Annotated in this window: 29 protein-coding genes; 9 read left to right on the forward strand and 20 right to left on the reverse strand. The window is 40.1% G+C overall.

The annotated features are described in order from the left end of the window. Positions 1 to 177 precede the first annotated feature (177 nt). From H7992_RS22510 to H7992_RS22565, 12 genes are all read right to left on the reverse strand, one after another. On the reverse strand, positions 178 to 372 hold the full coding sequence (locus H7992_RS22510; protein ID WP_187046102.1) for a DUF6980 family protein: 195 nt from the start codon (positions 370 to 372) through the stop codon (positions 178 to 180). 80 nt (positions 373 to 452) lie between these two features. Beyond that, positions 453 to 632 (reverse strand): hypothetical protein, encoded by a 180-nt coding sequence (locus H7992_RS22515; protein WP_187048040.1) that lies wholly within the window; start codon positions 630 to 632, stop codon positions 453 to 455. 115 nt (positions 633 to 747) lie between these two features. Further along, positions 748 to 1035 carry a hypothetical protein gene (locus H7992_RS22520; RefSeq protein ID WP_187046103.1) on the reverse strand — a complete coding sequence of 96 codons (288 nt, stop codon included), beginning with the start codon at positions 1033 to 1035 and terminating at the stop codon, positions 748 to 750. A gap of 108 nt (positions 1036 to 1143) precedes the next feature. Beyond that, positions 1144 to 1335 carry a hypothetical protein gene (locus tag H7992_RS22525; protein ID WP_187046104.1) on the reverse strand — a complete coding sequence of 64 codons (192 nt, stop codon included), beginning with the start codon at positions 1333 to 1335 and terminating at the stop codon, positions 1144 to 1146. A gap of 380 nt (positions 1336 to 1715) precedes the next feature. After that, complete coding sequence (locus H7992_RS22530) at positions 1716 to 2219, reverse strand: hypothetical protein (RefSeq protein ID WP_187046105.1); 504 nt, start codon at positions 2217 to 2219, stop codon at positions 1716 to 1718. Between the two features lie 797 nt (positions 2220 to 3016). Then, entirely contained in the window at positions 3017 to 3373 is a 357-nt protein-coding gene (locus tag H7992_RS22535; RefSeq protein WP_187046106.1) for a YxeA family protein, read from the reverse strand. Next, positions 3370 to 4425, reverse strand: a complete 1056-nt coding sequence (locus tag H7992_RS22540; protein WP_187046107.1) for a DUF418 domain-containing protein — start codon at positions 4423 to 4425, stop codon at positions 3370 to 3372. The genes H7992_RS22535 and H7992_RS22540 overlap by 4 nt, the downstream gene beginning before the upstream one ends. A gap of 53 nt (positions 4426 to 4478) precedes the next feature. Then, positions 4479 to 5618: a VanZ family protein gene (locus H7992_RS22545; RefSeq protein ID WP_187046108.1), complete on the reverse strand. Its 1140-nt coding sequence runs from the start codon at positions 5616 to 5618 to the stop codon at positions 4479 to 4481. A gap of 136 nt (positions 5619 to 5754) precedes the next feature. Then, a complete protein-coding gene (locus H7992_RS22550) occupies positions 5755 to 7734 on the reverse strand; it encodes an ABC transporter permease (protein ID WP_255428525.1) in 1980 nt (659 codons plus the stop codon). Next, positions 7712 to 8500: an ABC transporter ATP-binding protein gene (locus H7992_RS22555; protein WP_187046110.1), complete on the reverse strand. Its 789-nt coding sequence runs from the start codon at positions 8498 to 8500 to the stop codon at positions 7712 to 7714. Before H7992_RS22555 ends, H7992_RS22550 begins: the two co-directional genes overlap by 23 nt. Before the next feature lie 102 nt (positions 8501 to 8602). Then, positions 8603 to 9625 carry a sensor histidine kinase gene (locus H7992_RS22560; protein WP_231885734.1) on the reverse strand — a complete coding sequence of 341 codons (1023 nt, stop codon included), beginning with the start codon at positions 9623 to 9625 and terminating at the stop codon, positions 8603 to 8605. 15 nt (positions 9626 to 9640) lie between these two features. Further along, on the reverse strand, positions 9641 to 10318 hold the full coding sequence (locus tag H7992_RS22565) for a response regulator transcription factor (RefSeq protein ID WP_067214091.1): 678 nt from the start codon (positions 10316 to 10318) through the stop codon (positions 9641 to 9643). Positions 10319 to 10570: 252 nt separating this feature from the next. Here H7992_RS22565 and H7992_RS22570 point away from each other — a divergent pair, with 252 nt between their 5' ends. From H7992_RS22570 to H7992_RS22605, 8 genes are all read left to right on the forward strand, one after another. Continuing rightward, the gene (locus H7992_RS22570; RefSeq protein ID WP_067213506.1) at positions 10571 to 11701 is read left to right on the forward strand and encodes a betaine/proline/choline family ABC transporter ATP-binding protein; all 1131 of its coding nucleotides are present in this window, start codon (positions 10571 to 10573) and stop codon (positions 11699 to 11701) included. Beyond that, complete coding sequence (locus tag H7992_RS22575) at positions 11698 to 12351, forward strand: ABC transporter permease (RefSeq protein ID WP_067213507.1); 654 nt, start codon at positions 11698 to 11700, stop codon at positions 12349 to 12351. The genes H7992_RS22570 and H7992_RS22575 overlap by 4 nt, the downstream gene beginning before the upstream one ends. A 2-nt stretch (positions 12352 to 12353) precedes the next feature. After that, the gene (locus H7992_RS22580) at positions 12354 to 13244 is read left to right on the forward strand and encodes a glycine betaine ABC transporter substrate-binding protein (protein WP_187046112.1); all 891 of its coding nucleotides are present in this window, start codon (positions 12354 to 12356) and stop codon (positions 13242 to 13244) included. A 172-nt stretch (positions 13245 to 13416) separates the two neighbouring features. Next, a complete protein-coding gene (locus H7992_RS22585) occupies positions 13417 to 14322 on the forward strand; it encodes a hypothetical protein (protein WP_067213511.1) in 906 nt (301 codons plus the stop codon). 24 nt (positions 14323 to 14346) lie between these two features. Next, positions 14347 to 14976 carry a DUF4129 domain-containing protein gene (locus tag H7992_RS22590; RefSeq protein ID WP_187046113.1) on the forward strand — a complete coding sequence of 210 codons (630 nt, stop codon included), beginning with the start codon at positions 14347 to 14349 and terminating at the stop codon, positions 14974 to 14976. Positions 14977 to 15012: 36 nt separating this feature from the next. Next, a complete protein-coding gene (locus H7992_RS22595) occupies positions 15013 to 16146 on the forward strand; it encodes a DUF4350 domain-containing protein (RefSeq protein ID WP_187046114.1) in 1134 nt (377 codons plus the stop codon). Beyond that, the gene (locus tag H7992_RS22600; RefSeq protein ID WP_187046115.1) at positions 16143 to 17072 is read left to right on the forward strand and encodes an AAA family ATPase; all 930 of its coding nucleotides are present in this window, start codon (positions 16143 to 16145) and stop codon (positions 17070 to 17072) included. Before H7992_RS22595 ends, H7992_RS22600 begins: the two co-directional genes overlap by 4 nt. Further along, a complete protein-coding gene (locus H7992_RS22605; protein WP_187046116.1) occupies positions 17023 to 18384 on the forward strand; it encodes a DUF58 domain-containing protein in 1362 nt (453 codons plus the stop codon). The genes H7992_RS22600 and H7992_RS22605 overlap by 50 nt, the downstream gene beginning before the upstream one ends. Here the strand turns inward: H7992_RS22605 and H7992_RS22610 are convergent. Beyond that, on the reverse strand, positions 18377 to 19342 hold the full coding sequence (locus H7992_RS22610; RefSeq protein ID WP_187046117.1) for a stage II sporulation protein M: 966 nt from the start codon (positions 19340 to 19342) through the stop codon (positions 18377 to 18379). The genes H7992_RS22605 and H7992_RS22610 overlap by 8 nt on opposite strands. Before the next feature lie 246 nt (positions 19343 to 19588). Here H7992_RS22610 and H7992_RS22615 point away from each other — a divergent pair, with 246 nt between their 5' ends. Next, positions 19589 to 20392: an RDD family protein gene (locus tag H7992_RS22615; protein WP_067213522.1), complete on the forward strand. Its 804-nt coding sequence runs from the start codon at positions 19589 to 19591 to the stop codon at positions 20390 to 20392. A 157-nt stretch (positions 20393 to 20549) separates the two neighbouring features. Here the strand turns inward: H7992_RS22615 and H7992_RS22620 are convergent, their stop codons facing one another. From H7992_RS22620 to H7992_RS22650, 7 genes are all read right to left on the reverse strand, one after another. Beyond that, a complete protein-coding gene (locus H7992_RS22620) occupies positions 20550 to 21533 on the reverse strand; it encodes a nuclease-related domain-containing protein (RefSeq protein WP_255428526.1) in 984 nt (327 codons plus the stop codon). 290 nt (positions 21534 to 21823) lie between these two features. Continuing rightward, positions 21824 to 22765, reverse strand: a complete 942-nt coding sequence (gene mdh, locus H7992_RS22625) for a malate dehydrogenase (RefSeq protein ID WP_067213523.1) — start codon at positions 22763 to 22765, stop codon at positions 21824 to 21826. A 23-nt stretch (positions 22766 to 22788) separates the two neighbouring features. Next, positions 22789 to 23151, reverse strand: coding sequence for a BMC domain-containing protein (locus H7992_RS22630; protein ID WP_067213526.1), 363 nt, complete (start codon positions 23149 to 23151; stop codon positions 22789 to 22791). After that, on the reverse strand, positions 23126 to 23428 hold the full coding sequence (locus tag H7992_RS22635; protein ID WP_067213527.1) for a EutN/CcmL family microcompartment protein: 303 nt from the start codon (positions 23426 to 23428) through the stop codon (positions 23126 to 23128). Before H7992_RS22635 ends, H7992_RS22630 begins: the two co-directional genes overlap by 26 nt. 15 nt (positions 23429 to 23443) lie before the next feature. Then, complete coding sequence (gene pduL, locus H7992_RS22640) at positions 23444 to 24316, reverse strand: phosphate propanoyltransferase (RefSeq protein ID WP_067213528.1); 873 nt, start codon at positions 24314 to 24316, stop codon at positions 23444 to 23446. Between the two features lie 35 nt (positions 24317 to 24351). Beyond that, the gene (locus tag H7992_RS22645; protein WP_067213529.1) at positions 24352 to 24639 is read right to left on the reverse strand and encodes a BMC domain-containing protein; all 288 of its coding nucleotides are present in this window, start codon (positions 24637 to 24639) and stop codon (positions 24352 to 24354) included. A gap of 127 nt (positions 24640 to 24766) precedes the next feature. After that, positions 24767 to 26233 carry an aldehyde dehydrogenase family protein gene (locus tag H7992_RS22650; protein ID WP_187048021.1) on the reverse strand — a complete coding sequence of 489 codons (1467 nt, stop codon included), beginning with the start codon at positions 26231 to 26233 and terminating at the stop codon, positions 24767 to 24769. Positions 26234 to 26290: the final 57 nt, after the last annotated feature.

The following is a 26290-nucleotide window of genomic DNA, read 5'->3' on the forward strand; positions in this document are numbered from 1 at the left end:
TGTATGAAGAATGCACCATCGGTTGACATAACACTCGTTCACGGAAGTAGTTACCTCCATTACACAATAAAAAAATGCCCTGTAAAGGCAGCTGAATCTTAAACTAAATCACCTCGTTAGTTTAATAAAAACAGAGACGCTTAATTAAACAATCGCGGCCGTTAGCTGCATAGTAGTTTATAATTTCGAACTACACCACGGACAGAAATCAATACTTATACTTGAAGAGCCACCATCATGGATTATCAAACCGTAGTCGTTATCTTTATCATCGAAAATCATTATTTTATCAGGACATTCAAATGGATCGCTATACATATCACATTTGAAATTTGCATGGTAATCCATATCTTCACAACAGTGTTTTTTCATATGTTGCTCCTCCTAAATGGCTCCTTTTACTGAACAGGCGCAAATCCTTTTTCAAGATTTGCGCCCGATTGCGCTACAAGCTATACAATATCCTTTATATGATTTCCTTCCTCGTCTATTTGGAAAAGCCCACCACCGAAATACCATCCTTTTTCTTCAATAAATTCAATAAAAGCATTAGAAAACTCTTCCTCACTTAAATCTTCACCATTGCTAGTATAAATACAACCATCTAGTCTAATTCCAATTGGTCTTTTCAATATCAAGCACCTCGACAGTCAGTATTCTATTTAGCAATTCTTGTATTATTTAGCCCGACAGAAGCACGAATTTTGTACGACAATCGCGCCCGTTAGCTGAAAAAAAATTAACATATTAATTTTTTTTGTTTTTCAACTCTAAAAGTATAGGAGTAATATTTAATAAAATCGATATAATCGTCAAAACCCATAAGGCTGTTTCCATCGTAGGTACTACATCTAATAATGCAGCCCAATCTTTCACCTCTACCCAATCGGACACCATACTGTAATCTGCAACAATTGTTAGTGCCGTAAATGATAATCCCATCGCCATTGCCAATTTATAATCTTTGCCTGTTCCATACATATAAAGATTTATACAAGTTGCTATTATTGCGATAAGACCGAATATTACCCACATAATTATACCTCCATTCACACTGAAAATTCTTATTAATCCAGACGTAGCGAGGTAGTAAATGGTTCCATAATTGCAACTAAATGGCCCATTAGTTTAATAAGATCACTGCTATTTTACTGAATCCACGATTTTCTTTGCATCTATCAAGGACAAACCGTACTTCTCTCTCAATGATTTAACGGTTTTTACTTCTGATAAATTTTTTAATATTTCCTTTGCTTCATTTTTCATATCTCCATATTCTCCGGTCTTTTCCAAAAGTCTAGCGTTTTCCCTTTTTAATGCACTTTTTTGACGCATTAAACTAACACATCAACCTAAAAGCAAGAGCATAATTATTATTGATCTAAATTCTGACCACGGCATTTAAAACACCTCCTTATGATTTGATTGCTGAACAGGCTTGTATAGTCTATACACGACAGGTTAACATAACGCCAGTTCACGGAAGTAGTTAACTTCTTTACGCAATAAGAATTCTCGGAAGTTGATCATACGCCATAACCCCTTATAAACCCTCATTTCATCTCCAACGGTCCTTCGTTTTCTGTATGCATCAAATATACATTGTTGAGTTAACGGGCTTTCTGGTGAACGTCAGGCCTGTCTACATGAATAATTATGCAGATTCACCTCAACAATGAGCAGATAAAAAACCCTCCCTGAAAAGTCATGGGGGGTCATTCGAATTTATCCATAAAATCAACCAACGCTAAATGTAAAATGTCCGATTTATTGAGGCGTTCCGCTTCGTAAAACACATCAAAGCGCTCCCCGATAGTTTGATCAATCACAATGGTCTTTCGCGTTCTCTCTTCTTGTGGAAGTTGTTTAATACGTTCATGAAGCGTTGGCTCCCTTTTAATTACTGGAGCTGATTCTTGCCATGATTTTAACATCTCTTTGATGGCTCGCATTTCGTCATCGGTGAATTGTCGATGAATAGCATGTGAATCTGTTGTAACTGTCTTGGGAACCGGTTGTGAATGCGATTTCTTGGCCGATGATTTGGATTTCACAAAGTCGAAAATGCTTTGATCAAGTGGTTCATCGCTGTCGCCAACGAAGGTCCACCCCCTCGGAGTTGCACTACTGTATTTATAGCCTGCTGCATTCAATGCGCTCGCAAGAGGATCCTTGCTAATGCCATCGATTTGCTTAGCTACATCCGTATGTACGTCCATATAAAATCATTCGCTAGACCAACCATTAGCGCATCCATAAACATAGTGATACCTCACTTTCTCATTAAGATTTTTATTATTCTCTACCCCAAAACAGAAATAATCCACCTTATTTTGTTCGCTAACCATTAGCCTTTCGCGACAAGCACCTAAACAAACGTGAGTAATAAAATAAACATTTCGCTATGAAAAAGCGAATAATTAAAATTCGAAAACCTCTGTCTGATACTTCTTTTATCGACAGGCAGATTTTATATTTCTCACATTCCTTCTATTTTTAATATCCGAAAAAAGTAAAATTGCATCTTAAAGATGGAGGGAATATCAAAATAAAAAGAATGCTTGTATTATTTAAGCCTTGTTGGGAAGCTTTGGACTTTCACCTCACAAATTTCATCTTTTTGTAAAGAGTAACCCAATTTCCAATCGCTAGTAAAAACACCGGATTCCTAATTGGAATCCGGTGTTTTTATAGTCTGATGCTTTCCTATTCTGCTAATTCAAGGAATTTCAAATAACTAATCCGTTTACACTTGATTGTCGCCATTTTGTTCGACTAACTTTCCAGTGAAATGTTTACTACTTTTTCCATATATAGTTGATACAGTGATACCGAAGATAACGATATCGATGCCGTTTTCAAAATAGAAACCCAATACTCATACTTTAACCTTTAACCTTTAACCTTTAACCTTTAACCTTTAACCTTTAACGCGATTATCAAAGTTGCTATAGCAATTATCTGTATAATATTCATGATTTAATAAATATTAATCACCTTAGAATTCATCTTTCATTCAATTCAACATGTCCTTTGCCTTTGCGGGAATCTCTTCCTTTTTCACTTCTTGATAGGAAGTTACTCCCTTTCCTTTCTTTATAAACAACTCCAAATATGCATCTTTACGCAATTCATGATCACCTGTAAACGTAAACTCTTTTTCATTTCCTTTTTTATCAAATGCAGGCAGTGTGTATTCGTATCGAACATATAGCTCTCCGCTAGGTGATTTGTCCTCGAGTTTAGTACTACTTTCCGTGATTTGAACATAATAACTTTCTGCGCCTAATCGATTGAAGCCCACTGATCTCAAGGCTATTAGGAAACCAATGATAACAACTATGATTGCAATTGCTGCGAATACTTTCTTCATGATTTTGCTCCTTTTCTATTCGTAGTTGAATTTTTTCTTCCATAGGTCATAAGACGCCATACTTTCTCCAATGGCCCCATCTTGAAAAATTTAAACCATAGGACACTAAAAAGTATTTGGATAATGAAAATAACACTGGCAATCAAGACGGTCTGACTTGAAGATGCAAATTTGATGCCCATTAGTGACATAATTGCCAAAGCAATGAAACTTTGAGCAACATAGTTAGTCAAAGCCATTTGACCAACACGAGCTACTGGTTGCAGTAGTTGTACAATGTTTTTATTTTCTAGCAATAAGAACATCGTTGCCAGATAAAACAGCACGGTAGGAATTGTGCCAAGAGAAATGATTAACTCCACACTATCTACACCTTGTTGCTTTGCTATCCAAATCCATACAGAAAAACCAATGACGATTGGCAGTGTCACAATCTGAATCCATCTGACTTGCTTTTGCAATCGGCCAATTTGTCGTGGCCAGTCCGCTTTTGCAACTAAGAAACCTGCCAAAAACATAATGTAGACCAGCACTGTATCATTTCCGATTGAAGCCATGGAACTGGCCATTGTCGGAATGACTAACGCCATAATCAGCGCAATCAGGTAAACGCAAGTGAAGCCTGCCAGCCATTTTTTGATGGTCGAGATTTGTACCCTGTAAAATGGGAGGAGAAGAAATCCGATAACAGCATAGGCTGCTAAAATAGATCCCCAAAATATGATTGCGTGAATGATACCGAGTACCAATAAGCTAAGCAAACGGCGAACAAAACGCCATCTTGGCTTATCTCCACGGTGCTGGGCACGTGATGTAAAAATGTAGAAACCGATACCGAACAGGAAGGAGAATATGGAGAAGAATTTCTTTTCCACCAGGATATGAATGAGCATATCTACATAATGATTCATACCACTATTTACGGGGAGAATATCACCTTCCATAACAACTTGATAAGCAGGTATGTTAATAAGCATAATACCAAACAATGCGATTCCACGGATAATATCCAATGAAATAATTCGTTCTTTTTTTGCGATTGATGGGTTCATCCAACATTCCTCTTTCTTACAGGTAGAATAAGAATTCCGCCTTCTTTATTCATTTAATTTTTTGTATGTCTTCTTAAAGAAATTATATTGCTATACTCATTAAAATAAAGTGGCTTGTCTTTTTTTATCCAACGAATTAGTATATGTCCGATTACAGTCATCCATAAAAGCACTGATAAAAAAACAAGTCCGATTGAGAAAAGGAGTAACAGTAATTCTGCTTGACTTGCAAACTGATTTGCTACACCTGCAAGTCCACTGAAGAAATAAGGCAAGTAAATCGCAAGGTATCGTCTGCTTAAACTTGTAAACCATTTGGTCGTGTCGGGCTGTAATTTCATCCGAACAATTCTTGAACCTAGTGTATAGCCCTTCCAAATCATCGGTACAATTACAATTCCCACAAATAGGACAACCGTAAAGAGCGCAAATTCGGTAAACGTACCTGTCCATTTCATCACATTCATAACAACACCCGTGATGAACCTAACTAGAATAACATCCAAAACAAGTCCAAAAAGTTGTGCACCTATGGTCGATTGCCCTTCATTCATATGCGTTTCATCCTCTTCATTTAACTTATCTCTTGAAGGAATAAACGCTAAAAACAGGGGTGCAAAAAGAAAGCCAAGAAAGGTGCCAAGTGTATTCGCCATTAGATCATCGACATCAAACAGCCGGTATGGACATGTAAAAATCCCAAAAACACCCGTTAACTGCGTAATTTCAAAAAACAAAGACACGCCGAATCCAATGAAAATCACATAAAACCATTTGTCCTTCGTTTTGAATAAATAACGTAAAAACACGCCAGCTGGGAATAATAGGAGTACATTAAATACGACTTGATACACCGAGAGAGCCCCAACCAATGATTTATATGAAGAGGGCCTTGACCAAACTACACCTGTATCATGTGCTATATCCTGGATGAATTGAAACGGTCGTAATTGCATATACGACATTATCGGATCTGCAAATTGACAATTATTCCGTACTATAGGTAAGGGTAAAATCACAAGAAAAAAGGCACTTAAACTGTAAAACAGGAAACTAATTATCAAAAACGTACGCCAAAAACTAATGTACCCATATTTTCGGTATTGGTAGATTGCCCAAGGCAAAGTCAAAAATGATGCGAGCATAAAACAGACAATAAATGCGATGAAAATTGGCATTATATGAGTTTGCAATTAACCCCCCCCTTCCTAACCATTACCTCTAACGTATTCTTGAAATGAATCCCTTTTATCGGAAATGGCACCCAATCCACTTTTACATGAAAGAGTGCCACTTCGAAATTAGAACTATTCGTAAAGTTAAAATCAATTATAGTGCGGCTTTCACCGTTTTCCGATAATAGCCGACAGTCAAGAATGCGAATACGAGGTAAATCAATGCATAAAGGCCCATAGCAATCGTTGTAGGTACTGTAATATCGGACATGAATAGGAACGACGCCGCTTTTATCGCAAAGATAGAATGCAATAGACCAATCAGTAGCGGCAAGCCAAAGACAAATACTTGTTTGCGGATAATTCCGCGCATAATATCTTTAACCGTAAAGCCAAGTTGACGAAGTGTTGCATAACTTTTTTTCTCTTGTTCAGCTTCCGTCATTTGTTTGAAGTACAAAATACTACCTGTTGAAATTAAGAACACCAACCCTAAAAACCCGGCGATAAAGATGAGAAGTCCATTACTTTGCATGGATTTTACATACGTCAAATAATAATCGGTGCCGTATGACGACACGGTGTCTTGATTTGGGTTACGGATAGAAGAAGCAATGGCAAGTTGGCCTTTGTCTACTACATTAAAAACGCGGACATTCCTTACTATACTCTCTGGGGTCATCTCTACTATTTTTTCTGGTTTCATCGTTCTTTTATACTTTTCAAAATCGGCATCACTCACTACAAGTTGAGATCCCCAAACTGCGTTCACAACGTCCCCTTCACCATATTTCACAGCGGTAAATATGCTTTCTGTTTCACCGCTTGTAATATACATCTCGAATGGTATCTTTATATCTTTTGCCATAGCCACCATGGAAGCATTATGAAAAATGACAGATCCATCTTTTGGTGATTCAACTTCGAGACCTGCTTTTCGTAATTGCTTAGCATTTACAAAATAGGCATTAAAAATTTCTTCCCTCATATCAAGAAATGCAGGGAAAACACCTTTTTCATGAGTTCCTTCCACTCCGAGTAACTCGATTGTCCCAGTTGTATAATCAATTCCATTTTCTTTTAACTCAACCTCAAAGTCCACTGCCGATATTTCGTTGTCTGAAAGCGGTGTTGCCGCTCCTTCTTCAAACGCAAAATCGAATGGCATCATGTAGCGCGTTTCTTTTTCCGTTGAATAATAAAGCGAATAAGAACCTGCAAGCATCGCTAATGTCATTGCAGATAAAACTGTAATAATGGTGAGCGAGTTCGCATTCCCTTTTAGACGGTGCATGAGTGAGGCAAGTGACAAACTATTGGAAAGTCCTAAATGTCCTTGCTTTCTCTTTCGTACTTGATAGAACAACCAACTGATTGTCACGCGGAATAGAAGATAGGTTCCTAATATCGTTGAGAATAAAACGCCAAGCATATTAAAGAATAACAATTCATTCAACATATGTGCCGATAACCAATAACCAAAGACAATCAATCCGATACCAAGAAAAGCAAGTATTGCCGATAGCCCACTTTTCGGCTTCTTCGGCTGTTCCCCTTGTTTGTCAGCATTGAATAGGCTAAGCAATGTATTACGATACACTTTAAACACCATTTGAATCGATGTAAGCGCAATGATAACCACGAATACAAGTGCTGTCTGTAAAACGGCCCCCATCGAAAACGATAGCTCTACAATGTCATTAAAGCCGACCAATTTCATAAGTATCAATAAAAATACTCTGGATAAAAGCATCCCGACACCGATTCCGATAACGAGCGCTCCGGCTCCAAGAAGTGTGTTTTCAATAATAAGGAGCCGTGCAACTGCCCCTTTCGTTAATCCAATCAATTGATACAGTCCTATTTCACTACTTCTTCTCCGAAGGAAAATCGAATTGGCGTAGATAACGAATATGCCAGCAATGAATAGAACCAAAATGCCCGCCACCTTGAATGCGGAATCCATCTTCATGGAGCTATTTACCTGCTCAATAACTGCAGAATCATATTGCAACGTCGCGAATACAAAGTAAAGGACAACACTGAAAATCAGTGCAAAGAAATACAAATAATAATGCTTGATATTTTTCCGCATACTGCGGATGACAAGATCAAATAGTGTCAACGCTGTCACCCCCGAGAACGCCTTGAACTTTCAGGATTTCCTGGAAGAAGACTTGTCTCGTTTTATCGCCACGGTACAATTCCGAGTAAATGGTGCCGTCTTTCAAAAAGACAACGCGGCTGCAATAGCTCGAAGCAAGTGGGTCATGCGTCACCATCATGATTGTGACGTCCCGCTTTTTATTGACATCCTCTAATGTGCCTAATAGGGAAGATGCTGATTTGGAATCGAGGGCCCCTGTTGGTTCGTCTGCAAATACCATGGAGGGTCTATTAATAAGAGCACGTGCAGCAGATGTCCGCTGTTTTTGACCACCTGAAATTTCGTGCGGGTATTTGTGTGCGAGGTCTTTAATGCCAAGGATGTCTGCGATTGCCGTGAACTCTGCTTCCGCTTCTTTTTTATTCATCTTACCAAGTGATACAGGTAGCAAGATGTTTTCTTTTACAGTTAATGTATCTAGTAAATTATAGTCTTGGAAAATGAATCCTAATTTTTCACGACGAAACGCGGAAAGTTCCCGATCTTTCATCTTCGAAATATCGGAATTACCGATGAGGATAGACCCCTCTGTCGTACGGTCAATCGTTGCAAGGACGTTGAGCAATGTTGTCTTTCCTGCTCCCGAAGAACCCATAATGCCGACAAATTCACCTTCATGGACACGAAGTTCGATGCCTTTTAGTACTTGTTGGACATTGCTGCGTGATCCATAGGACTTTCGAATATTCTGCGCATGCAGAACTGTTTTTTTTGTTGTATGTGTTTTATTCATATAAAATGGCCTCCCTGTTTGCTATGTCCCTATCTTATCCTGCTTAGTTCCTTGGGTCGTTTGATTTGCATGACAAACAGGTCGTCCAACGTTACATAAACGTCACGTTAGTACAGAGTCGAATTCATTCTCAGTCATGAATGTCAGTCGCATCGTCGTTCCTTGCCCCGCTTCGGATTGTGCAGTAAGTGTGATGCCAATCTTGATAGCAACGGTTTGTGCGAGGTAAAGTCCTAGACCTGTTGCTGCATTATGTAGTCTTCCTGTACCGCCAGTGAATCCTTTATCGAATAACCGAGGCAAGTCATGCGATGGAATACCAGGTCCTTCGTCTCTTATAGTTAGAACCACATTGCCACTTTCTACAACGTTTGTTGTGATCCAAATTGTTCCGCCTGACGGACTATACTTCACTGCATTCGTCAACACTTGACGGATTATGAACCGACACCATTTACTATCCGTTACAACTTCAATCGCTTCATCTTCAAATTCGATAGCCATATTTTTTTGCCTGCACCACGATGCAAGCTCGCGCACTTCCGCAGCTACAAGCTGGTGGATGCCGCTTTTCCCGACAACATAATCCGATTCCAAAGAAGGCAAACGGGAAATGTATAACTGCTGGTCGATGAGCAAATGAACACGTAGCCACTCCGTTTCGATTTTCTGCAATGCCGGTTCACTTCGATTGGCTTCAATCACCAATTTCATGGCAGTCAGCGGTGCTTTCACTTCATGTACCCAAGCTGCCGTATAATCACTTTCAATCACGTTAGTTGCTTTTAAATCGTACAATCTTTTCGTATAATCATCCGCAACTTGCCGCAACATCTTATTCGTTATTGTGTCACGTATTGATAACGGCTCCGGCAGCGCTTCTTGCCAATCTTCTTCAATTATTCCATTGGGCGGGATTAATGCTTTCATAAACTTCATTTCCTTGAAATAGCGCCATATGAAAAAAGTGAAGAACACACTCAGCAGTAAAACGTTAAAATACAAAACAGATGAAAATGCCGCATCGATTCCAGCGTCCAGCCAAATAACTATATCCGCAAACCCGAGTGCCGCTATAAAAAAGAGAATCCAACTTTTCATATCCATCAGATAACTTATAAACAAAAAAATAGCCCCTTCCTACAGCGTAGTCGCCATATAGCCCAGTCCTTTTTTCGTGACGATTGCTTCACCGAGGCCCAGTTCCGTGAGCTTTTGACGGAGGCGCGTAACATTCACCGTCAATGTATTATCGTTAACAAAACGTTCATCATCCCATAACTTACGGATTAACTCATCCCGTGAAACAATCTCGTCATTTGATTGAACAAGCACCGCTAATATGAAAAATTCATTTTTCGTCAATTCGACCTCATTGCCACCTAAACGGATGACACCGCGCTTCATGTCAATCATCGCTCCATTCCATTCGAGTACATCCGGCGCTTCTTCACCGTATGCGTATGTCCTTCTTAAGAGTGCCTGAATTTTTGCAAGCAATACATCTGAATGGAATGGTTTCTGAACATAATCATCCGCTCCCATATTCATCGCCATAACCATATCCATCGGGTGATCCCGCGATGATAGAAAGATAATAGGTACCTTCGAAATTGCACGAATTTCGCGGCACCAATGAAAGCCGTCATAGGAAGGCAACTGAATATCCATAATAACAAGATGCGGTTTTTCATTAATAAAATCGACCATGACATCATGAAAGTCATTCGGTCCAGTTACATTAAAAGACCATTGCCCCAGTCGCTCTTTCAGTGAATCAAATATTGCTTTATCGTCCTCTACGACGAAAATTGTCATATCCATTGCCGATGCACTTCCCTTCTATTATCCATTCTAAAGGAACATACAACAGACAGGCAATTTGGACACTTCCGGGATATCATGCAAAAAAAACTCAAAACCCGCTCCGAATATGATATACTAAAGGAGTGAGACATCACTCCGAACGTTATCTGGAGTGCAAAGTGTCTGCTTTTTTTTAACTCCGAATGATTTTTTCATCTACTATTCGGAAATAAATTCGTTGTGAAAAACTACAGGGAGGTACACATGCTCAAATTTGAAAATGTAAGCAAAGTGTTCGATGGTGGATTTCAAGCAGTAAAATCTGTCAGTTTCGATATTCCAACAGGAGAGTTTCTTGTCCTCATTGGACCAAGTGGTTCCGGAAAGTCGACAACAATGAAAATGATTAACAGAATGGAGCCCCACACAAGCGGTAAAATCACAATTAACGGTAAGGATACCAACTCCTACAACGCCTCTGAACTACGCCGGAACATCGGGTATGTCATTCAGCAAATCGGGCTTTTCCCCCACTATACAATTGAAAAAAACATTGCAATAGTACCCCAGCTAAAAGGTTGGAACGACAAAGAAATTAAGGCGCGCGTTAACGAACTTCTTGAATTAGTTGGTCTTGATCCTGAAATTTATGCAACTCGCTATCCAAAGGAACTTTCAGGCGGACAACAGCAGCGTATCGGTATCGCAAGAGCGCTTGCAGCAGATCCTGATGTTATTCTGATGGATGAACCCTTTAGTGCACTCGATCCACTGACACGTGAACAACTTCAAAATGAATTTCTCTCCTTGCACAAGAAGTTGAAAAAAACGATTGTTTTTGTTACACATGATATGGATGAAGCGCTAAAAATGGGCGATCGCATCGCCATTATGAAAGATGGTAAGCTGCTACAGTTGGACACCCCAGAGAAATTACTTCACGAACCAGCCCACGGCTTTGTAGAGGAGTTCATAGGGAAACATCGGATTATCCAAAACCCTGAACTCATGCCCGTTATCGACATCATGTCAGAATCGGTTTACACCGCTCTCCCTCAATGGTCACCTGAGAAAGCACTTTCATTCATCCGTCAGCGAAAAATTACGAATCTTATCGTTGTCGATGATGACAATATATTAGTTGGAATTGTATCCGCACATGATCTTATTAAAAAATTAGACGACATTAAAATAATTGAAGAGATCATGGTTTCGCGAGAGCCATTTTTATATGACACTTCGACGGCTAAAGACGCTATTATCATGATGAATGAAGCACCTTACGGCATTCTTCCAGTCATCGATAAAACGCAAAAATTAGTAGGCGTTGTTACACGAGGTTCGCTGTTGTCCGCCATGTCCAGCCAGTGGACAGAAACGGGGGATATCCAATGAATAAATTAACTATTTGGCAACAACTTGTTGAACAATCTCAAATGCGATGGAAAGAAGTACTTGAGGCGACATCAGTCCATATTCAACTTGTTTTCTTCTCGATGCTTATTGCCATTGTCCTCGGTATTACACTTGGTATTCTTATTACACGCGTTCCGAAGCTCACGACAATCGTACTTGGCGGTGCGGGCGTTATGCAGACAATTCCAAGTCTTGCATTGCTCGGTTTCATGATCCCGATTTTCGGAATCGGCGTAAAAACAGCAATCGCTGCCCTATTCCTCTATTCCTTATTGCCGATTATCCGAAACACGTACACTGGTATTAAAGATGTCGACAAAGCAACAACCGAGGCTGCAAAAGGGATGGGTATGACAAGCATGCAAGTCTTGTTAAAAGTGGAACTACCACTTGCGATCCCCGTTATCATGGCTGGTATCCGTACAGCAGCAGTCATTAACGTCGGAACAGCAACACTTGCCGCTTTCATCGGAGCAGGTGGACTCGGTGATTTCATCTTCCTAGGTATTACTCGTGGAATTGATGGTTTGATTTTACTTGGGGCAATCCCGGCAGCAATCCTTGCGATTATCCTAGAAACACTCTTTAGTGGGATTGAACGCTGGACAACGCCGAAAGGATTGAAGTAACTATGAAAAAGAAATTCCTAGTTCTATTCTCGACAGTGCTCATTGTGAGTATGCTGTCGGGCTGTATTTTCATCGAAAAAGAGTCACTAACACTCGGTTCACGGAACAATACAGAAAGTATCATTTTGTCACATGTCATGGGGCAATTAATTGAAGATAAAACAGATATTGAAGTCATTTATAAAGAAAACCTTGGCGGCTCCAACGTTGTTTGGAACGCTATGTTAAACGGCCTTATCGACGTTATTCCTGACTATACAGGGACAATCGTCGTCAACTATTACCATGAAGATCCCGGCACAGCCGAAGAAACATTGGAAGCAACGAAACGACTCGTTGATGGCGACGGTATGATTGCGTTCAATACGTTTGGTTTCAACAATACGTATACACTCGCCCTTGATGAATCAAGAGCCGAAGAACTCGGTGTTGTGACATTCAGTGACTTCGCTAAAGTTTCAGAGGACTTCATACTAGGTGCAGTCTTCGAATTCATCGACCGCCCGGATGGTTTACCAGGCTTTCAAGAAGAATACGGACTGAAATTCAAAGACGTCAAAGGCATGGACCATGGTATCATGTACCGTTCCATTGGCGCGAAAGAAGTGGATGTTATCAACTCATATACGACAGACGGTCAGCTACAAGATTATGACTTACGTGTACTAGAGGATGATAAATCCTATTTCCCACCATACCATGCACTTCCAATCGTACGGAAAGAGACGTTAGTGGAGTACCCCGAAATTGAAGAGGTGCTCATTATGCTTGAAGGAATGATTGATGAAGAAGCAATGCAGAAAATGAATGCGAAAGTCGACAATGACGGTATGATGGTCGAACAAGTTGCGGAAAATTTCCTTATTGAGTCAGGATTAATAAAAGAAAAATAAGCCGTGGGTTCGAACACACGGTTGAAAATAAGTACCTTCATGGTGCTTATTTTTTTTGCCTAAAAGCTTAGATGACATGGACTTTTCCGAATACTTCTTCTGGTTCGCAAAACACTCACTATCAAAATAGTGTTAGAATAGTAAATATGAGAATTTTAAGGAGATGAATAAAATGAATGAAAGACTTAACAGACCAAAAGGATTTGGAGAAATCCTTGATCTAACATTTAGTTTGAGCAAAAGCAGGTTTCGGGATTTTTTCATTATTTCCCTTATTTTTATGGGTCCAATTTACTTGATTCAAGCATTGATTAGTCTCAGTTCTGGAGTAGGCTTTTTCAGGGAAATGGGTGCTACTGGAGCTTGGTATGAAAAGATAATTTCAAGCTTCGAGGGGGCGGAATCCACGGGTCTAGGAGCCGATCTCGGAACTGCTCTTGTAGGAATTACTAGTTTCTTCTTATTTCCAGTCGCTACAGCAGCCATTTTATTAGTCGTTAATCGGATAAGAAAAAATGAAACATACACCATTGGTTCAGTCATTAAACAAGCTTTTTCACGATACGGTCCTATTATTGGTAGTACCATCTTATTTTCTTTAATAACAATTGGCTTGATCCTTATTCCAGTGTTTATTTTAGTGTTTTTACTAATAAGCTCCCTTGCCACTTCTTCAACTGTTGGAATAGTTGTAGGGATTATCCTATTCATAGCACTTGCTATCGGTAGTGGCTACCTGTTAACTCGTTGGAGCTTTTATCTTGGATCTGCTGTACTCGGTGAAGGTTCTCCGGGTTTCACAAGAAGTTGGAGGCTAACTCGTAAGCGCGGTTGGTTTTTAATCGGCCTCTATATTATCTTTTCTTTAATTATCGGTGTTATTAGTACCGTAATTGAATTGGCTTTCGGTCTATTTTTAGGAAATAGTGTACTCCTTTCACTGATTGTATCCCTAGCGACTATATTTACGACAATGATTTTCTCTGTTGGTTATGCAGTCATGTACCTAGATTTAAAAGTCAGGCATGATGCAGACGATTTAAAAGAAATGATTGATGATTATAACGTGGTTCAATAATGAAACAATTAAAGGTGATAATCTATGGATAATGTAGATGACGCAAGAGATGAACTCGAAAAGATTTTAAACGAAACTGAGTATACGAATTATAGTGATCAGTCCAGTACTATATTTTCGATTTGGTTGGAAAAAGCTAAAAACTGGATTGCAGATCAATTAGACCAGTTGTTTCCTGCATTAAAAACAACGAGTATGTTAGCTGGACCGATTTTGACGATTATTATTGTCATTACGCTTCTATTAATGGTAACCGTACTATTTTTTGTTATACGTAATCGTAGTCGAAAAAGGAAGTTCCGTGAGACACCTCCCCTGCAATCAACGCAGGAAATTGATTGGTCATATCAAATGCATGTAACTGAAGCAATGAAACAGGAGGACTTGGAAAAGTTCTCTTCCGCTACTCGTCATCTATTTATAGCATTGCTCCTGTATTTCCATGAAAAAGAATGGTTAGAAGCAAGGATTTGGAAAACTAACTGGGAGTATTATGAAGAATTAAAGAAAGTAAATCAACAATCAGCCGATCAATTTCAACATCTCGCCTATTTTTTCGATGAAGCCACATATGGAGAGCGAGAAGTACAAAAAGAGGACTACGTTCAATTTCAGAAGGAAGTAATGAAATACCTAAGTGAAGCGGATGAATAAGCAAAGTGTTCAGGAGAAAGGAGGAAGGAAGATAGATTGCAGAACCCAATAGCGAATAAAAAAATATGGGTATGGCTAGTAATTCTTTTGACTGTGCTACTGTTTTCACGGTATATCTTAATCCAAGGACAACTAAAAGAGTATCCAATGTATGCTTCTGATTCTCCTTCTCCTACAGGTGTGAAGGCATTTTATACATACGCACTGAATCATCAGGATGTTGTCAAAAGATGGTCCGATTCTCCAAGCCAATTACCAAACAAGCCAGCAAATCAACTACTCATTATGATCGAACCATACTTTACACCGAACAGTGCAGAACTGGACAGCTACAACCGCTTTATGGAAGCAGGAAATACAATCCTGTTATTCAAAGAAAATCCGAAAGGGATGTTTGGACTAGAAACAGAAGTCGTGGAAACTGACGCAGTAAATGTGTTTGACCCAGCAGGCGCTAGTTATCGTACTAAAACTGACGTGACTAGCCAAGTGAGGCTTCTAGAAAATGCTCAAGATGAAATCTTACTATCTGATGATGCAGGCACAATTGCATTAAAGCGAGTAGTTGGTGAGGGTCAATTGATTGTAACGAATTCACCGAAATGGATTATGAACGGAGAAATAGTAACGGATGATCATCTTGCACTCATTTTAGCACTTCTAAAAGACGTGGATAGCAAAGTCATTTTATTTGATGAATACATCCATGATGTGAAAAATGCCACAACCATTTTGAACATCTATCCACGCTGGTTTTTGTTATTAATGATTCAAGGTGCCCTTTTGACAATTCTTTGGCTGTGGCACCATGGAAAGCGATTCGGACCTATTTTCATTTCAAGACAAGAAACAGTTCGCTTCAGTGATGAAGGGATAAAAGCTTTAGCTGCCTGGTATATTAGAGGGCATCGTTATCATGATTCGTTAGTTATTCAAGCTAATTATGTCATGACTTTGCTACAAGAACATTGGAGAATTCCTTATCATCAGGAATGGAAGGATCTCACCGCACAATTCGAACGAAAGTGGCCACATTTGGAAAAAGGAGAGATTCACTCCCTATTAAGTGGTTTGGCAGATATGTTAGAAAAGAGCACAGTGAGCAAGCAGGAATACTTGTTATGGTCTAAAAGACTAGAGAAGATCAGGAAAGAGGTTGAAAAAGGATGAGAGCACAAGTTTTAACCTTATTAGAAAAATATGAAGAACGTATTTTAGGTCAAAGCACTAACCTCAAGCTCCTATTATCTGCAATTTTATCAGGAGGACATGTTCTACTCGAAGGAGTTCCGGGTACTGGAAAAACACAGATGGTTAGATCGCTCGCAGAACTTCTTGGCGGAAGTTTTCGCCGAATCCAGTTTACACCAGACTTACTTCCAAGTGATATTACCGGAAGTATGATCTACAACATGAAAGAAGGCACGTTTGAAACGCTTAAAGGACCTGTATTTACCAACATCCTTTTGGCAGATGAAATTAACCGAACGCCAGCAAAAACGCAAGCAGCACTTTTAGAAGCGATGGAAGAACAACAAGTTACCATTCAAGGAAACACGTATCCATTACCAGATGTGTTTTTTGTTGTGGCGACACAAAACCCGATTGAATTCGAAGGAACGTATCCCTTGCCTGAAGCTCAGCAAGATCGTTTCCTATTTAAGTTAAAAATTGATTTCCCTTCATTTGCAGAAGAAAAAAATGTACTTAAACAAGTGATTGAAAAAACTTTTGATACAAGCCTGGTTACTCCCGTACTAGATATGGAGGCTTTCTTGACAATTAGAGAAGAAATTCAGCGTGTGACGATTGAGGATGGCGTGCTAGATTACATTATGCAGATTGTCAGAAAGACCCGGGAAACAGATTCAATCCGCTTTGGTGCGAGTACAAGAGCAGCGATTTCGATTGGTAAGGCATGCCAAGCATGGGCCTACTTAGCGGGTCGAGACTATGTGACGCCAGATGATATTAAAATAGTAGCGAAACCTTCATTAAGGCATCGGATTCAATTAGCGCCACATGTAGAAATGGAGGGAGCGGCCGTTGACCAAATCATTGAAGAACTTGTGGGCTCGGTTCCTGTTCCAAGGTAGAGGAATTTTACCGACGAAACGATTACTCAGTGCTTACCTAATCTTTTCGTTGCTTGTCATTTTACTTGGAAGCCTACTCGATATTACTTGGTCCTTGATCATTACCTTGAACGTCGGTGTTATTTTAGTAAGTTTACTGGATTTAATTTATTCACCTAAGAAAAGTCAACTGAGCTTTCGGCGTACAATCACTAAAGAACTAGAGCGTAATCTCAGCTATACAGTAGAGATTGAAGTAAGTAATACTTCCGAATTTGATCTTCGCTTTTTCCTAGTGGATGATATTCCCCAGTCATTTGAGCGACCTTTTCCGCTCCGTGGGGAGGCTCCGAGGGTATCCGCAAGTATTGTTACATACGAAACAAATGCACCCGTTAGAGGTAAGTACGACATTGAGCGGCTGTACTTTCGTTATACAAGTCGTTTTGGGTTATGGGCAAAGCAACAGACGATTGAATTAGTCGATTCTGTAAAAGTGATTCCCGATTTAACAGAGACGAAACACTATTTAGGGAACGCTCAGCGTTTTTTATTATATGATGGCTCGAAAATTCGTAAGCAACAACGCGGTGTAGGAGATTTCGCACAGATTAGAAACTATGCTGTAGGTGATGATCCACGGATGATCAACTGGCGGCAAACTGCAAAGCTTCAAGAAGTGATGACTAATGAATATGAACCTGAGCATGGAAAGTATGTAACCATTTTAATTGATTGCGGGCGAATGATGGGCTCGGAACTAGCGATAGGCAATCGCCTTGAGAAAGCGCTGGAAGCCGCATTAACAGTGACCGCGGCGGCTTTACAAAAAGGAGATTATGTCTCTATAGTAGCATTTTCAAAAGAAGTGAAAGTATTTATACCACCCGCAAAAGGCATGACACATTTACAGACAATCCTTCAGGCAGTCTACAACCTTAAAGTCGATACAGCAGAGTCAAATTATGCGGCTGTGCTCACTTATTTGGAAACGATGCAAAAGAAACGAAGCTTGCTACTCTTATTTAGTGATGTACGCACATTTCTTCATGAGGAAAGCGCGCTAGTATATTTACAGCGTCTAAGACAAAGACATGTGTTTTTGATGATCGGAATTGAAGATGTGGCGATATTGAAGAAAGCCAATGAGGTACCCGTAGACGTTCGAAGCGCGATGGAAAAAAGCATTGCCCAGCAGCAAGTTTTGATCAAGAAAAAAGAAAAATTAAAATGGGAAAAGCAAGGCCTACAAATGATTGAGGCCCGCGAGGACAAACTTGCAGTAGCTGCAGTTTCCCATTATATCGATATTATGAATCGTAATCTTATATAAGCTGTCTTTTTGCTAGTAATACCCTGCCAATCACTATATACAGAACTAAGCCAAACACGGTTATGCATGCAACACTATACTTCGCTGCCAAGGGAATCGCTGCTGGGGTGATGAAACCTTCGATCAATCCAGCAATTACAAATAAAGGAATTGTCCCTATCAAAAGTTGGACAGAACGTTGTGCCTGTTTCTTTAACTGATAGCCTCTGGAAAATTGTCCTGGAACAAAGAGCCTATAGCCCATTAACAGACCGGCACCACCTGCGATAAAAATAGCTGTAAGCTCAATCATTCCATGGGGAACGATGTATGCCCAAAACTCATATGATTTCCCATAATGAAAGAACAAGCCAGCGAGGGCCCCCACTACAATACCATTATAAATGAGTACATAGACTGTTAATAAACCAAATGTGACCCCGCCGGCAAATGCCAAGATCGCCACATTAATATTATTTGTCATGATACTGGCGGACATCACCGAAGAATTAACCTGACCATCTGCACTACCTAGTTGTTCAGGATTCACACCTTGAGCTATTTCTGCTGGTAAGATCCCATGCATCGTTTGCGGATCATTGACAACCGCGAAAAAGCTTCCTACCCCACCTAATGTAAACAACAGCATTGCAGCAACGATAAACTTCCATTGTTCTAAAAATAGGCGAATAAATGTTGTGCTCAAAAAATGCCCAATTTGTTTCATACTCGATATTTGGTCTTTATATAAGAGATTATGCGATTTCGAAACAAGTCCATTTAAGTAAAGTGTTACTTCGTCCTCGGGAAAATACGTTTGTGAATATGATAGATTCTGGGTTGCCTTTTGATAGAACCGATAAAATTTATCAATCGTGGCACCCGTCATACCGGATTTCCTTTTATGCATGATTGATACTAGATCTTCAAGCTGATTCCAATCATCACGATGCAACTTTACAAATTGCTTTATATTCATCTAGTCACCTTCTTGTTTTTTATTGATTGAAAGAGTTTCCAAAATACCTCTGTCTAGTTATGTTGAACTAATGATTCTATATAATCTCCAGCGTATGCGCCTCATAGGGGTAGCCGAGCGTTGTTGAGGGGATTCTTTATATCAACATATATAGTTAGTAACAAATGTATATAAATACAAGTATAGCAGATGAACTTGAACAACTTGTAATAAAATGAAAACTCCACCAGAAATGAGGAAATCATTGTGAAACAAGAGCAAGTAGGAATTAAAACGCCGGAATTCGTATCTCTTCAATTTCAGCTTGCGGGTCTTGGTAGTAGAGCCACAGGGTTTATAATCGACCAACTTATTCTACTCGTCGTGAATGCGTTAATCATTATTTCTCTTATTATCCTTTTTACTGGCGAGATGGACCTATTGGCTTATGCAGGTACAGACTCCCTTCTATTAGGACTTACAATCGTTGGCCTCTTTATTATTAACTCAGGGTATTTTATCGCTCTCGAATACTTTTCAGGTGGGAGAACAATTGGAAAGCGAATCGTCGGGATTCGAGCCATTCAGGAAAATGGCCATAGTCTGACACTCTTATCTAGTTTTATTCGTAACTTTCTTCGGATTGTTGATAATTTACCGGCAGGTTACTTTCTGGGCATCATAATGATTTACTTCCATCCAACACATAAAAGAATTGGGGACCTTGTGGCAGGGACAATCGTCGTCCATGAGAGAAAAGCGAAACGAAAGAAGAAGCTTTCACCGATTGAAAAAGAAATCATAGAAAAAGGCCTAACGAAAGACGATTTCACCATTGATGAGTGGGCTTTACAATCACTCAGCCAGAAAGATTGGAACCTCATTAACACCTATAGTAATCGTCTTATGCAGTTGCCAACAAACGAAAGATCTGAACTTACCCTACAAATGGCCGGATTATTATTCCCTAAATTAGGATTAGAAATAGCAGGAAAAAGCCACCTTGATTTAGAAAACACTTTGCTTGTCTTATATTTGATCTTGAAAGAGGAATGGGCGTACGAATTGTGACTAGCTTCGCGGTTGATGTTAGGGTTATCACCGCCTTGGGACACTTTACCACCGACTCAAACAAGTTTATCACCGCCATGGGACACTTTATCACCGACTCAAACAAGTTTATCACCGCCATGGACAAAATAACTCAAAATGAAAAAGCGCACTTGAATTAGGTGCGCTTTTCACATTTCAATCTGAGATTCATCGAGTAACTTCGATTTCGATTCGCCCCTTCCGTTTGTAAATTCATGCTGTTTAAAATTCGATTAGCTGTTTGTTGGCGATCAATGTGTAAAAATTCCCGGCAGTCTTTGTTTTTCATCGCCCCTCCGAATAAAAGAAACCAATCACGGATTGCTTTTTTATGGGCATCTGGACTTGTCCCATCACATGCTGTACAATGCCAACCTTTCATATATTTTTTCATTCCAAAAAGACCGCATGATGGGCATGCAACGCCTGTTATAATTTTGTTCTGAATATCAGGGTAGGTGAAGCTGATTGGGGGTGGAATAAATTCGCGATGGCTGGCAACAAGTTCATGCCCTAGCCTTTTGAAGCTTGCATCGTCCAACAGTGGGGTATCTGCGGGAAGATTTCGAATGTAAGTGGGAACTGCCTTTGGGAATAGGAATGGAATTTCCGTGTCAAATAGTTCAATACGTTGTGTTGAATAAGCCAAAACTATTGCACCGTAAATCGGTAAATAGACATCGCGTGCTTGAAACCAGTCCCGCAGTAGCTCACAATTACTCTGCACTTGGGTAATAGGGCTGTTGAAACCCTTCACTTCCCCGTTGTCCAGTGTACGAATTAATTGTGGTGGATTATTAATTACTTTAAGTTTTCCAGCCATGTTCTTTACTTCAAAAATTATTGCATACGACGGGGTGATGAATAATGTATCCATTTGAAAATGAGTACTTGATGTGAGAGATAAATCGTACAAGACTAGGTGTTTCATCGGAAAAGAATAACTTTCAAATATCCTGTCTAGTTGCTGTTCTCCGCCGAACCCAGCTTTTACTGATGCGTATCTAGCCTTCAATAGAGGAAGAATTGTTCCTTGTTCTGGCGCTATACGCTCGATAGCCGCGTTTAACCCCTCAAGTAGCAATGGTTCCTTTCTTCGCTTACTAATGAATTTTCTCAACCTCCTCGCTAGTTTTTGACGTCTGCTTAAGGAAATCGTACCATATTCTGATCACAGAAACCATAATTAAAAAGAGTATTCAATTTATTATAAAAAGAGTATTCAATTTATTATCTTTTTTTGACCAGCAAGTGGCATGCTATGCTCGCCTTCCCATTACTTGCACCTTCCCATCGCCTAGTTGAATTGCTGGTTTTATCACCGCCTTGAAGCACTTTATCACCGCCTATCTCGATATCGTAATTTACAAGACACAAAAAAAGCATCCCGAATAACCGGAATGCCCTTGCTTATTTATCACATATCTCAAGTACGGAACGAACTGATTCAACCGACTTGTCTAGCGCGGCCTTCTCTTCAATCGTTAACGGAAGCTCAATAATGCTCTCTATACCGTTCCCGCCAATCACAGCCGGGACACCTAAATATAAATCAGTATAGCCGTACTCTCCTTCTAGATAAGCAATTGACGGTAAAATCCTTTTCTTATCACGAATAATCGATTCGGCCATTTCGACAAGTGAAGCAGCTGGCGCATAGTATGCACTTCCGTTTCCAAGTAGGGAAACGATTTCGCCGCCGCCTTTTCTCGTTCGCTCTACGATTTGATCCATGCGGTCTTGAGGAATGATTTTCTCAAGGGGTATCCCACCTGCGTAGGAATACCTAACAAGAGGAACCATATCATCCCCATGCCCCCCTAAAACAAACCCAGAAATATCCTCCACTGAAATATTCAACTCTTCAGCGACAAATGTATTAAAACGGGCTGTATCAAGCACACCGGATTGACCAATGACTCTATTTTTAGGAAATCCTGTCGTTTTATAGCAGACATATGTCATTGCATCTACAGGATTACTTAAAATTAAAATAGTGCTTTCGGGTGCATATTTTTTCACTTGCTCCGATACAGCACGCATAATTTTTGCATTCGTATTGACAAGATCATCTCTACTCATACCAGGTTTTCTTGCAATACCTGCAGTAATGATGACCATATCCGCGTCTTGAATATGCTCGTAATTGGAAGTCCCCATTACTTTTGCATTGAAACCTTGAATAGGACCTGTTTGTAGTATATCAAGCGCTTTCCCTTTTACAGGGTTTTCTTGTTCAGGGATATCGAGCAATACAATATCACCCAACTCTTTTTGCGCTAGCATTAAAGCTACTGTGGCACCGGTATAACCCGCACCAATTACGGCGATTTTATTTCTCCGAAAAGCCAAATATGCTCACCCTTCCATAACCATTAACTATCAGTCTTTTTTGTTACCTGCTCTTTAGTAGTAGGTGCAGGTGTAAGTTTCACTTGTTTTTTCTGTTGTTCAAACTCATTATAGTCAAGGGGTTTAACCATTTTATAAACAGATTCGTCTGGACGCGGAATAACGTGAGCTCCTAAAAGTTCACCTACACGCTTCGCAGCTTCACGGCCGGCGTCGACAGCTGCTTGCACAGCGCCAACATCACCTTGAACAATAACCGTCACGATTCCGCCGTCAATAAATTCTTGTTTTATCAATCTAACGTTAGCCGCTTTAATCATTGCATCTGCCGCTTCCATGGAACCGACTAATCCTTTTGTTTCAATCATTCCGATTGCTTGACTCATCGATTTCACCTCTCTTCACTTCTGTTGAATCGATTATTCCAATCACAACCGCATCAATTGGAATGGGGTTATCTTTATCTATAAAACGCGATGAACCGCCACTTGTAACAATGACTTGATCACCAATTCCGGCGCCAAGTCGATCTGCGGCTACAAAATGTGTTCTCACCGGGTTACCATACGCATCTTCAGGTTGGATGATCAGTAATTTCACACCTTGTAATCCTTCTTCTTTGCGTGTTGCCCAAACGTTTCCAATCACTTTTCCTAAACGCATGACTATCACCTTTTTCTATTTTCTAACGGAAATAGATTTACCTAAATCTCTTGCTGTATCACGCGCAAGTGCTGTGACGATTGTTCCTTTTTCAACGATAATCTCAGTTGCCGTAATTTCTCTGACATCATCATTTGACAGCAATTTCTTTTTAAAATCATGCTGTTTTTTAACAATAATCTCTGACGTTTTATTGTCGACAAGTACGCTTGAACGAACTTCGCCAGAGCGAATAACATGCCCAACCGTTCCCTGCGTGATTAAACCCGCATTTGCCTCATCTGTATCGATATGCATTTCTAAACGATACCGCTCAGAAACTCTAATCTTCACGTTACGATAAGCAATCGGTCGTATTCCAGCTACTTCTACCGTTACATACTCGCCATTTTGTACGCCCAATTGCATTGCGTCCTCGGGCTGCATATGAATATGAGCTTGGGCAATGATTAACCCTTCATCGAGATATAGACTTGCTTTTGTCCCGATTAACGTAAATGCTCCTGAACCTGCAATATTACCTGATTCACGAAGTGGCGGCTTAACGCCAAGCTTCATAGCATCTGTCCAGCTGACTTCTGCTTGCGTCAACGAGCGCGCAGGGCCAAGTACACGAACACGTTCAATGCTCCCTCTTGGACCTGCAATGACTACTGTCTCATTCGCTGCAAATTGATTTGGTTGGGATAAATCAGCTTTCTTCGTTAATTCATACCCTTTACCAAATAGTATCTCAACATGTTCTTGCGACAAATGGACGTGACGAGCAGAAACAGCGATTGGTATTGTATTTGGAGGAAGTACAGGTGCTTGTTTTGGTTCAATTTCTGCTTTTGTTAATTGGCCAAGTACTTCCCCCACAATTTTTTCAATCAATTGCTGATCCATGTCGTTACCGCCTTCCTGTTAAAAACATGCGAGTATTAGTTATCTGATTTAGGTAATAGCATTTCAAGCTCATCATGCGGTCTTGGAATTACATGAACAGATAGCAATTCGCCTACACGTTGTGCCGCTGCAGCTCCTGCATCTGTCGCCGCTTTAACTGCACCTACATCTCCACGTACTAAAACAGTTACAATTCCTCCACCTACATGTACTTTACCAACTAGATGTACACTTGCTGCTTTCACCATTGCGTCTGCTGCTTCGATTGCACCGATTAATCCTTTAGTTTCTACCATTCCTAATGCTGTACCTTCTCTATTCATGTCTGTTTCCTCCTAGTAATTTTTAGTTTGGTATGTTGAAATGAAGCATTTCATTGAATCCGCTGCGGCGCTTGGGGAAGCCTCTTTTAAGGCACCTTCGCTAGTTTGCAGGGGTATTGAAGTATTCTTATTTAGATAATTGTTTCACGATTTCGTTGACTAAGTCTTTCACCATTTCAGGATTGACATTGTCACTTGAACTCATAGATTTCAATACTTGTGAGACTACTTGTTCTGTTACGTCTTCACTTGAAACAGCTGTATTTTTCGGAAGCTGTACTTCTTTAATGCCATAAGCCATTCGTTTAATGTTCAACAAATGCTTAGCTGTTACATTGTCGGATGTAATATTCCCCCCGAATGTCCCACAACCTAATGTCATCGAAGGCATTAAACCTGTTGTGCCCCCAACCGCTCCAACGGATGACATAGTGTTTACTAAAATACGTGAGACAGGCATATCCATCGCAAATTCACGTGCGATAGCGTCTGTTTCTGTATGAATGGACAGCGAATGCCCACGGCCGCCTAGGTTTAATAATGATAAACAAAGTTCTTTTGCATGATTCAGATCAGATGCTACATACATTGCGAAAACAGGGGATAACTTTTCAAGTGAGAAAGGAATTTCTTTTCCTACTTTTGTTTCCATCCCAACGATGACACGTGTCCCTTCGGGTAGTGTAATGCCTGCCAATTTCGCAATGACTTGCGGGCTTTTCCCAACAATTTTAGGATTCACTTTTCCCGGAACAGGTGAAACTACTTTTTCCATGATGAGCTTTTCTTCATCTGATAAAATATACGCACCGTTTTTCTTTAATTTGCGGTTAACTAGCTCTAAAATGTTGCGGTCTACCACTATCGCTTGCTCTGTTGCACAGATTGTTCCATAATCGAACGATTTACTGTCGATAATATCTTTAACTGCTTTCTCGATTTTGGCAGAACGTTCAATATAAACGGGAACATTTCCGGGACCGACTCCATATGCAGGTTTCCCTGAACTGTATGCCGCTTTTACCAATGCACTGCCACCCGTTGCAAGAATTAAGTTCACATCGGGATGCTTCATCAATTGTTGTGTTGCATCCATCGAAGCCATCGTTAAGCACTGGATCAACCCTTTTGGTGCTCCCGCCGCCACAGCCGCTTCGTCACAAACCTTTAACGCTTCGTTCGTACATTGAATTGCATAGGGATGGGGGCTTACGACAATTGAGTTTCTCGTTTTCAAAGCAATTAATGTTTTAAAAAACGCGGTTGACGTTGGATTTGTTGTTGGAATGATTGCTGCCACCACTCCAAAAGGAGCAGCTATCTCAACAACCTTTTTAACTTTATCCTCACCGACTACACCGACTGTTTTTAAATCTTTAATACTTTCGTAAACATCTCTTGAACCAACTTCATTTTTAATGGTTTTATGAGCCGCTACACCCATTCCTGTTTCTTCTACTGCCATCTTACCTAGTCTTGCAGACTGTTCGTACGCCGCATCAGCAACCGCCTTAACGATACGATCCACTTGCTCTTGTGTAAAACTCATATAAGCTAATTGTGCTTCCTTAGCGATTTGCACTGCTGTACGCATTTCCTGGAGAGCTAATAAATCAGCATCTATTGCTATTACCACTGCACTCTCTCCTTT

The organism is Sporosarcina sp. resist (assembly GCF_014302295.1).
Taxonomy (GTDB): Bacteria; Bacillota; Bacilli; order Bacillales_A; family Planococcaceae; genus Sporosarcina; species Sporosarcina psychrophila.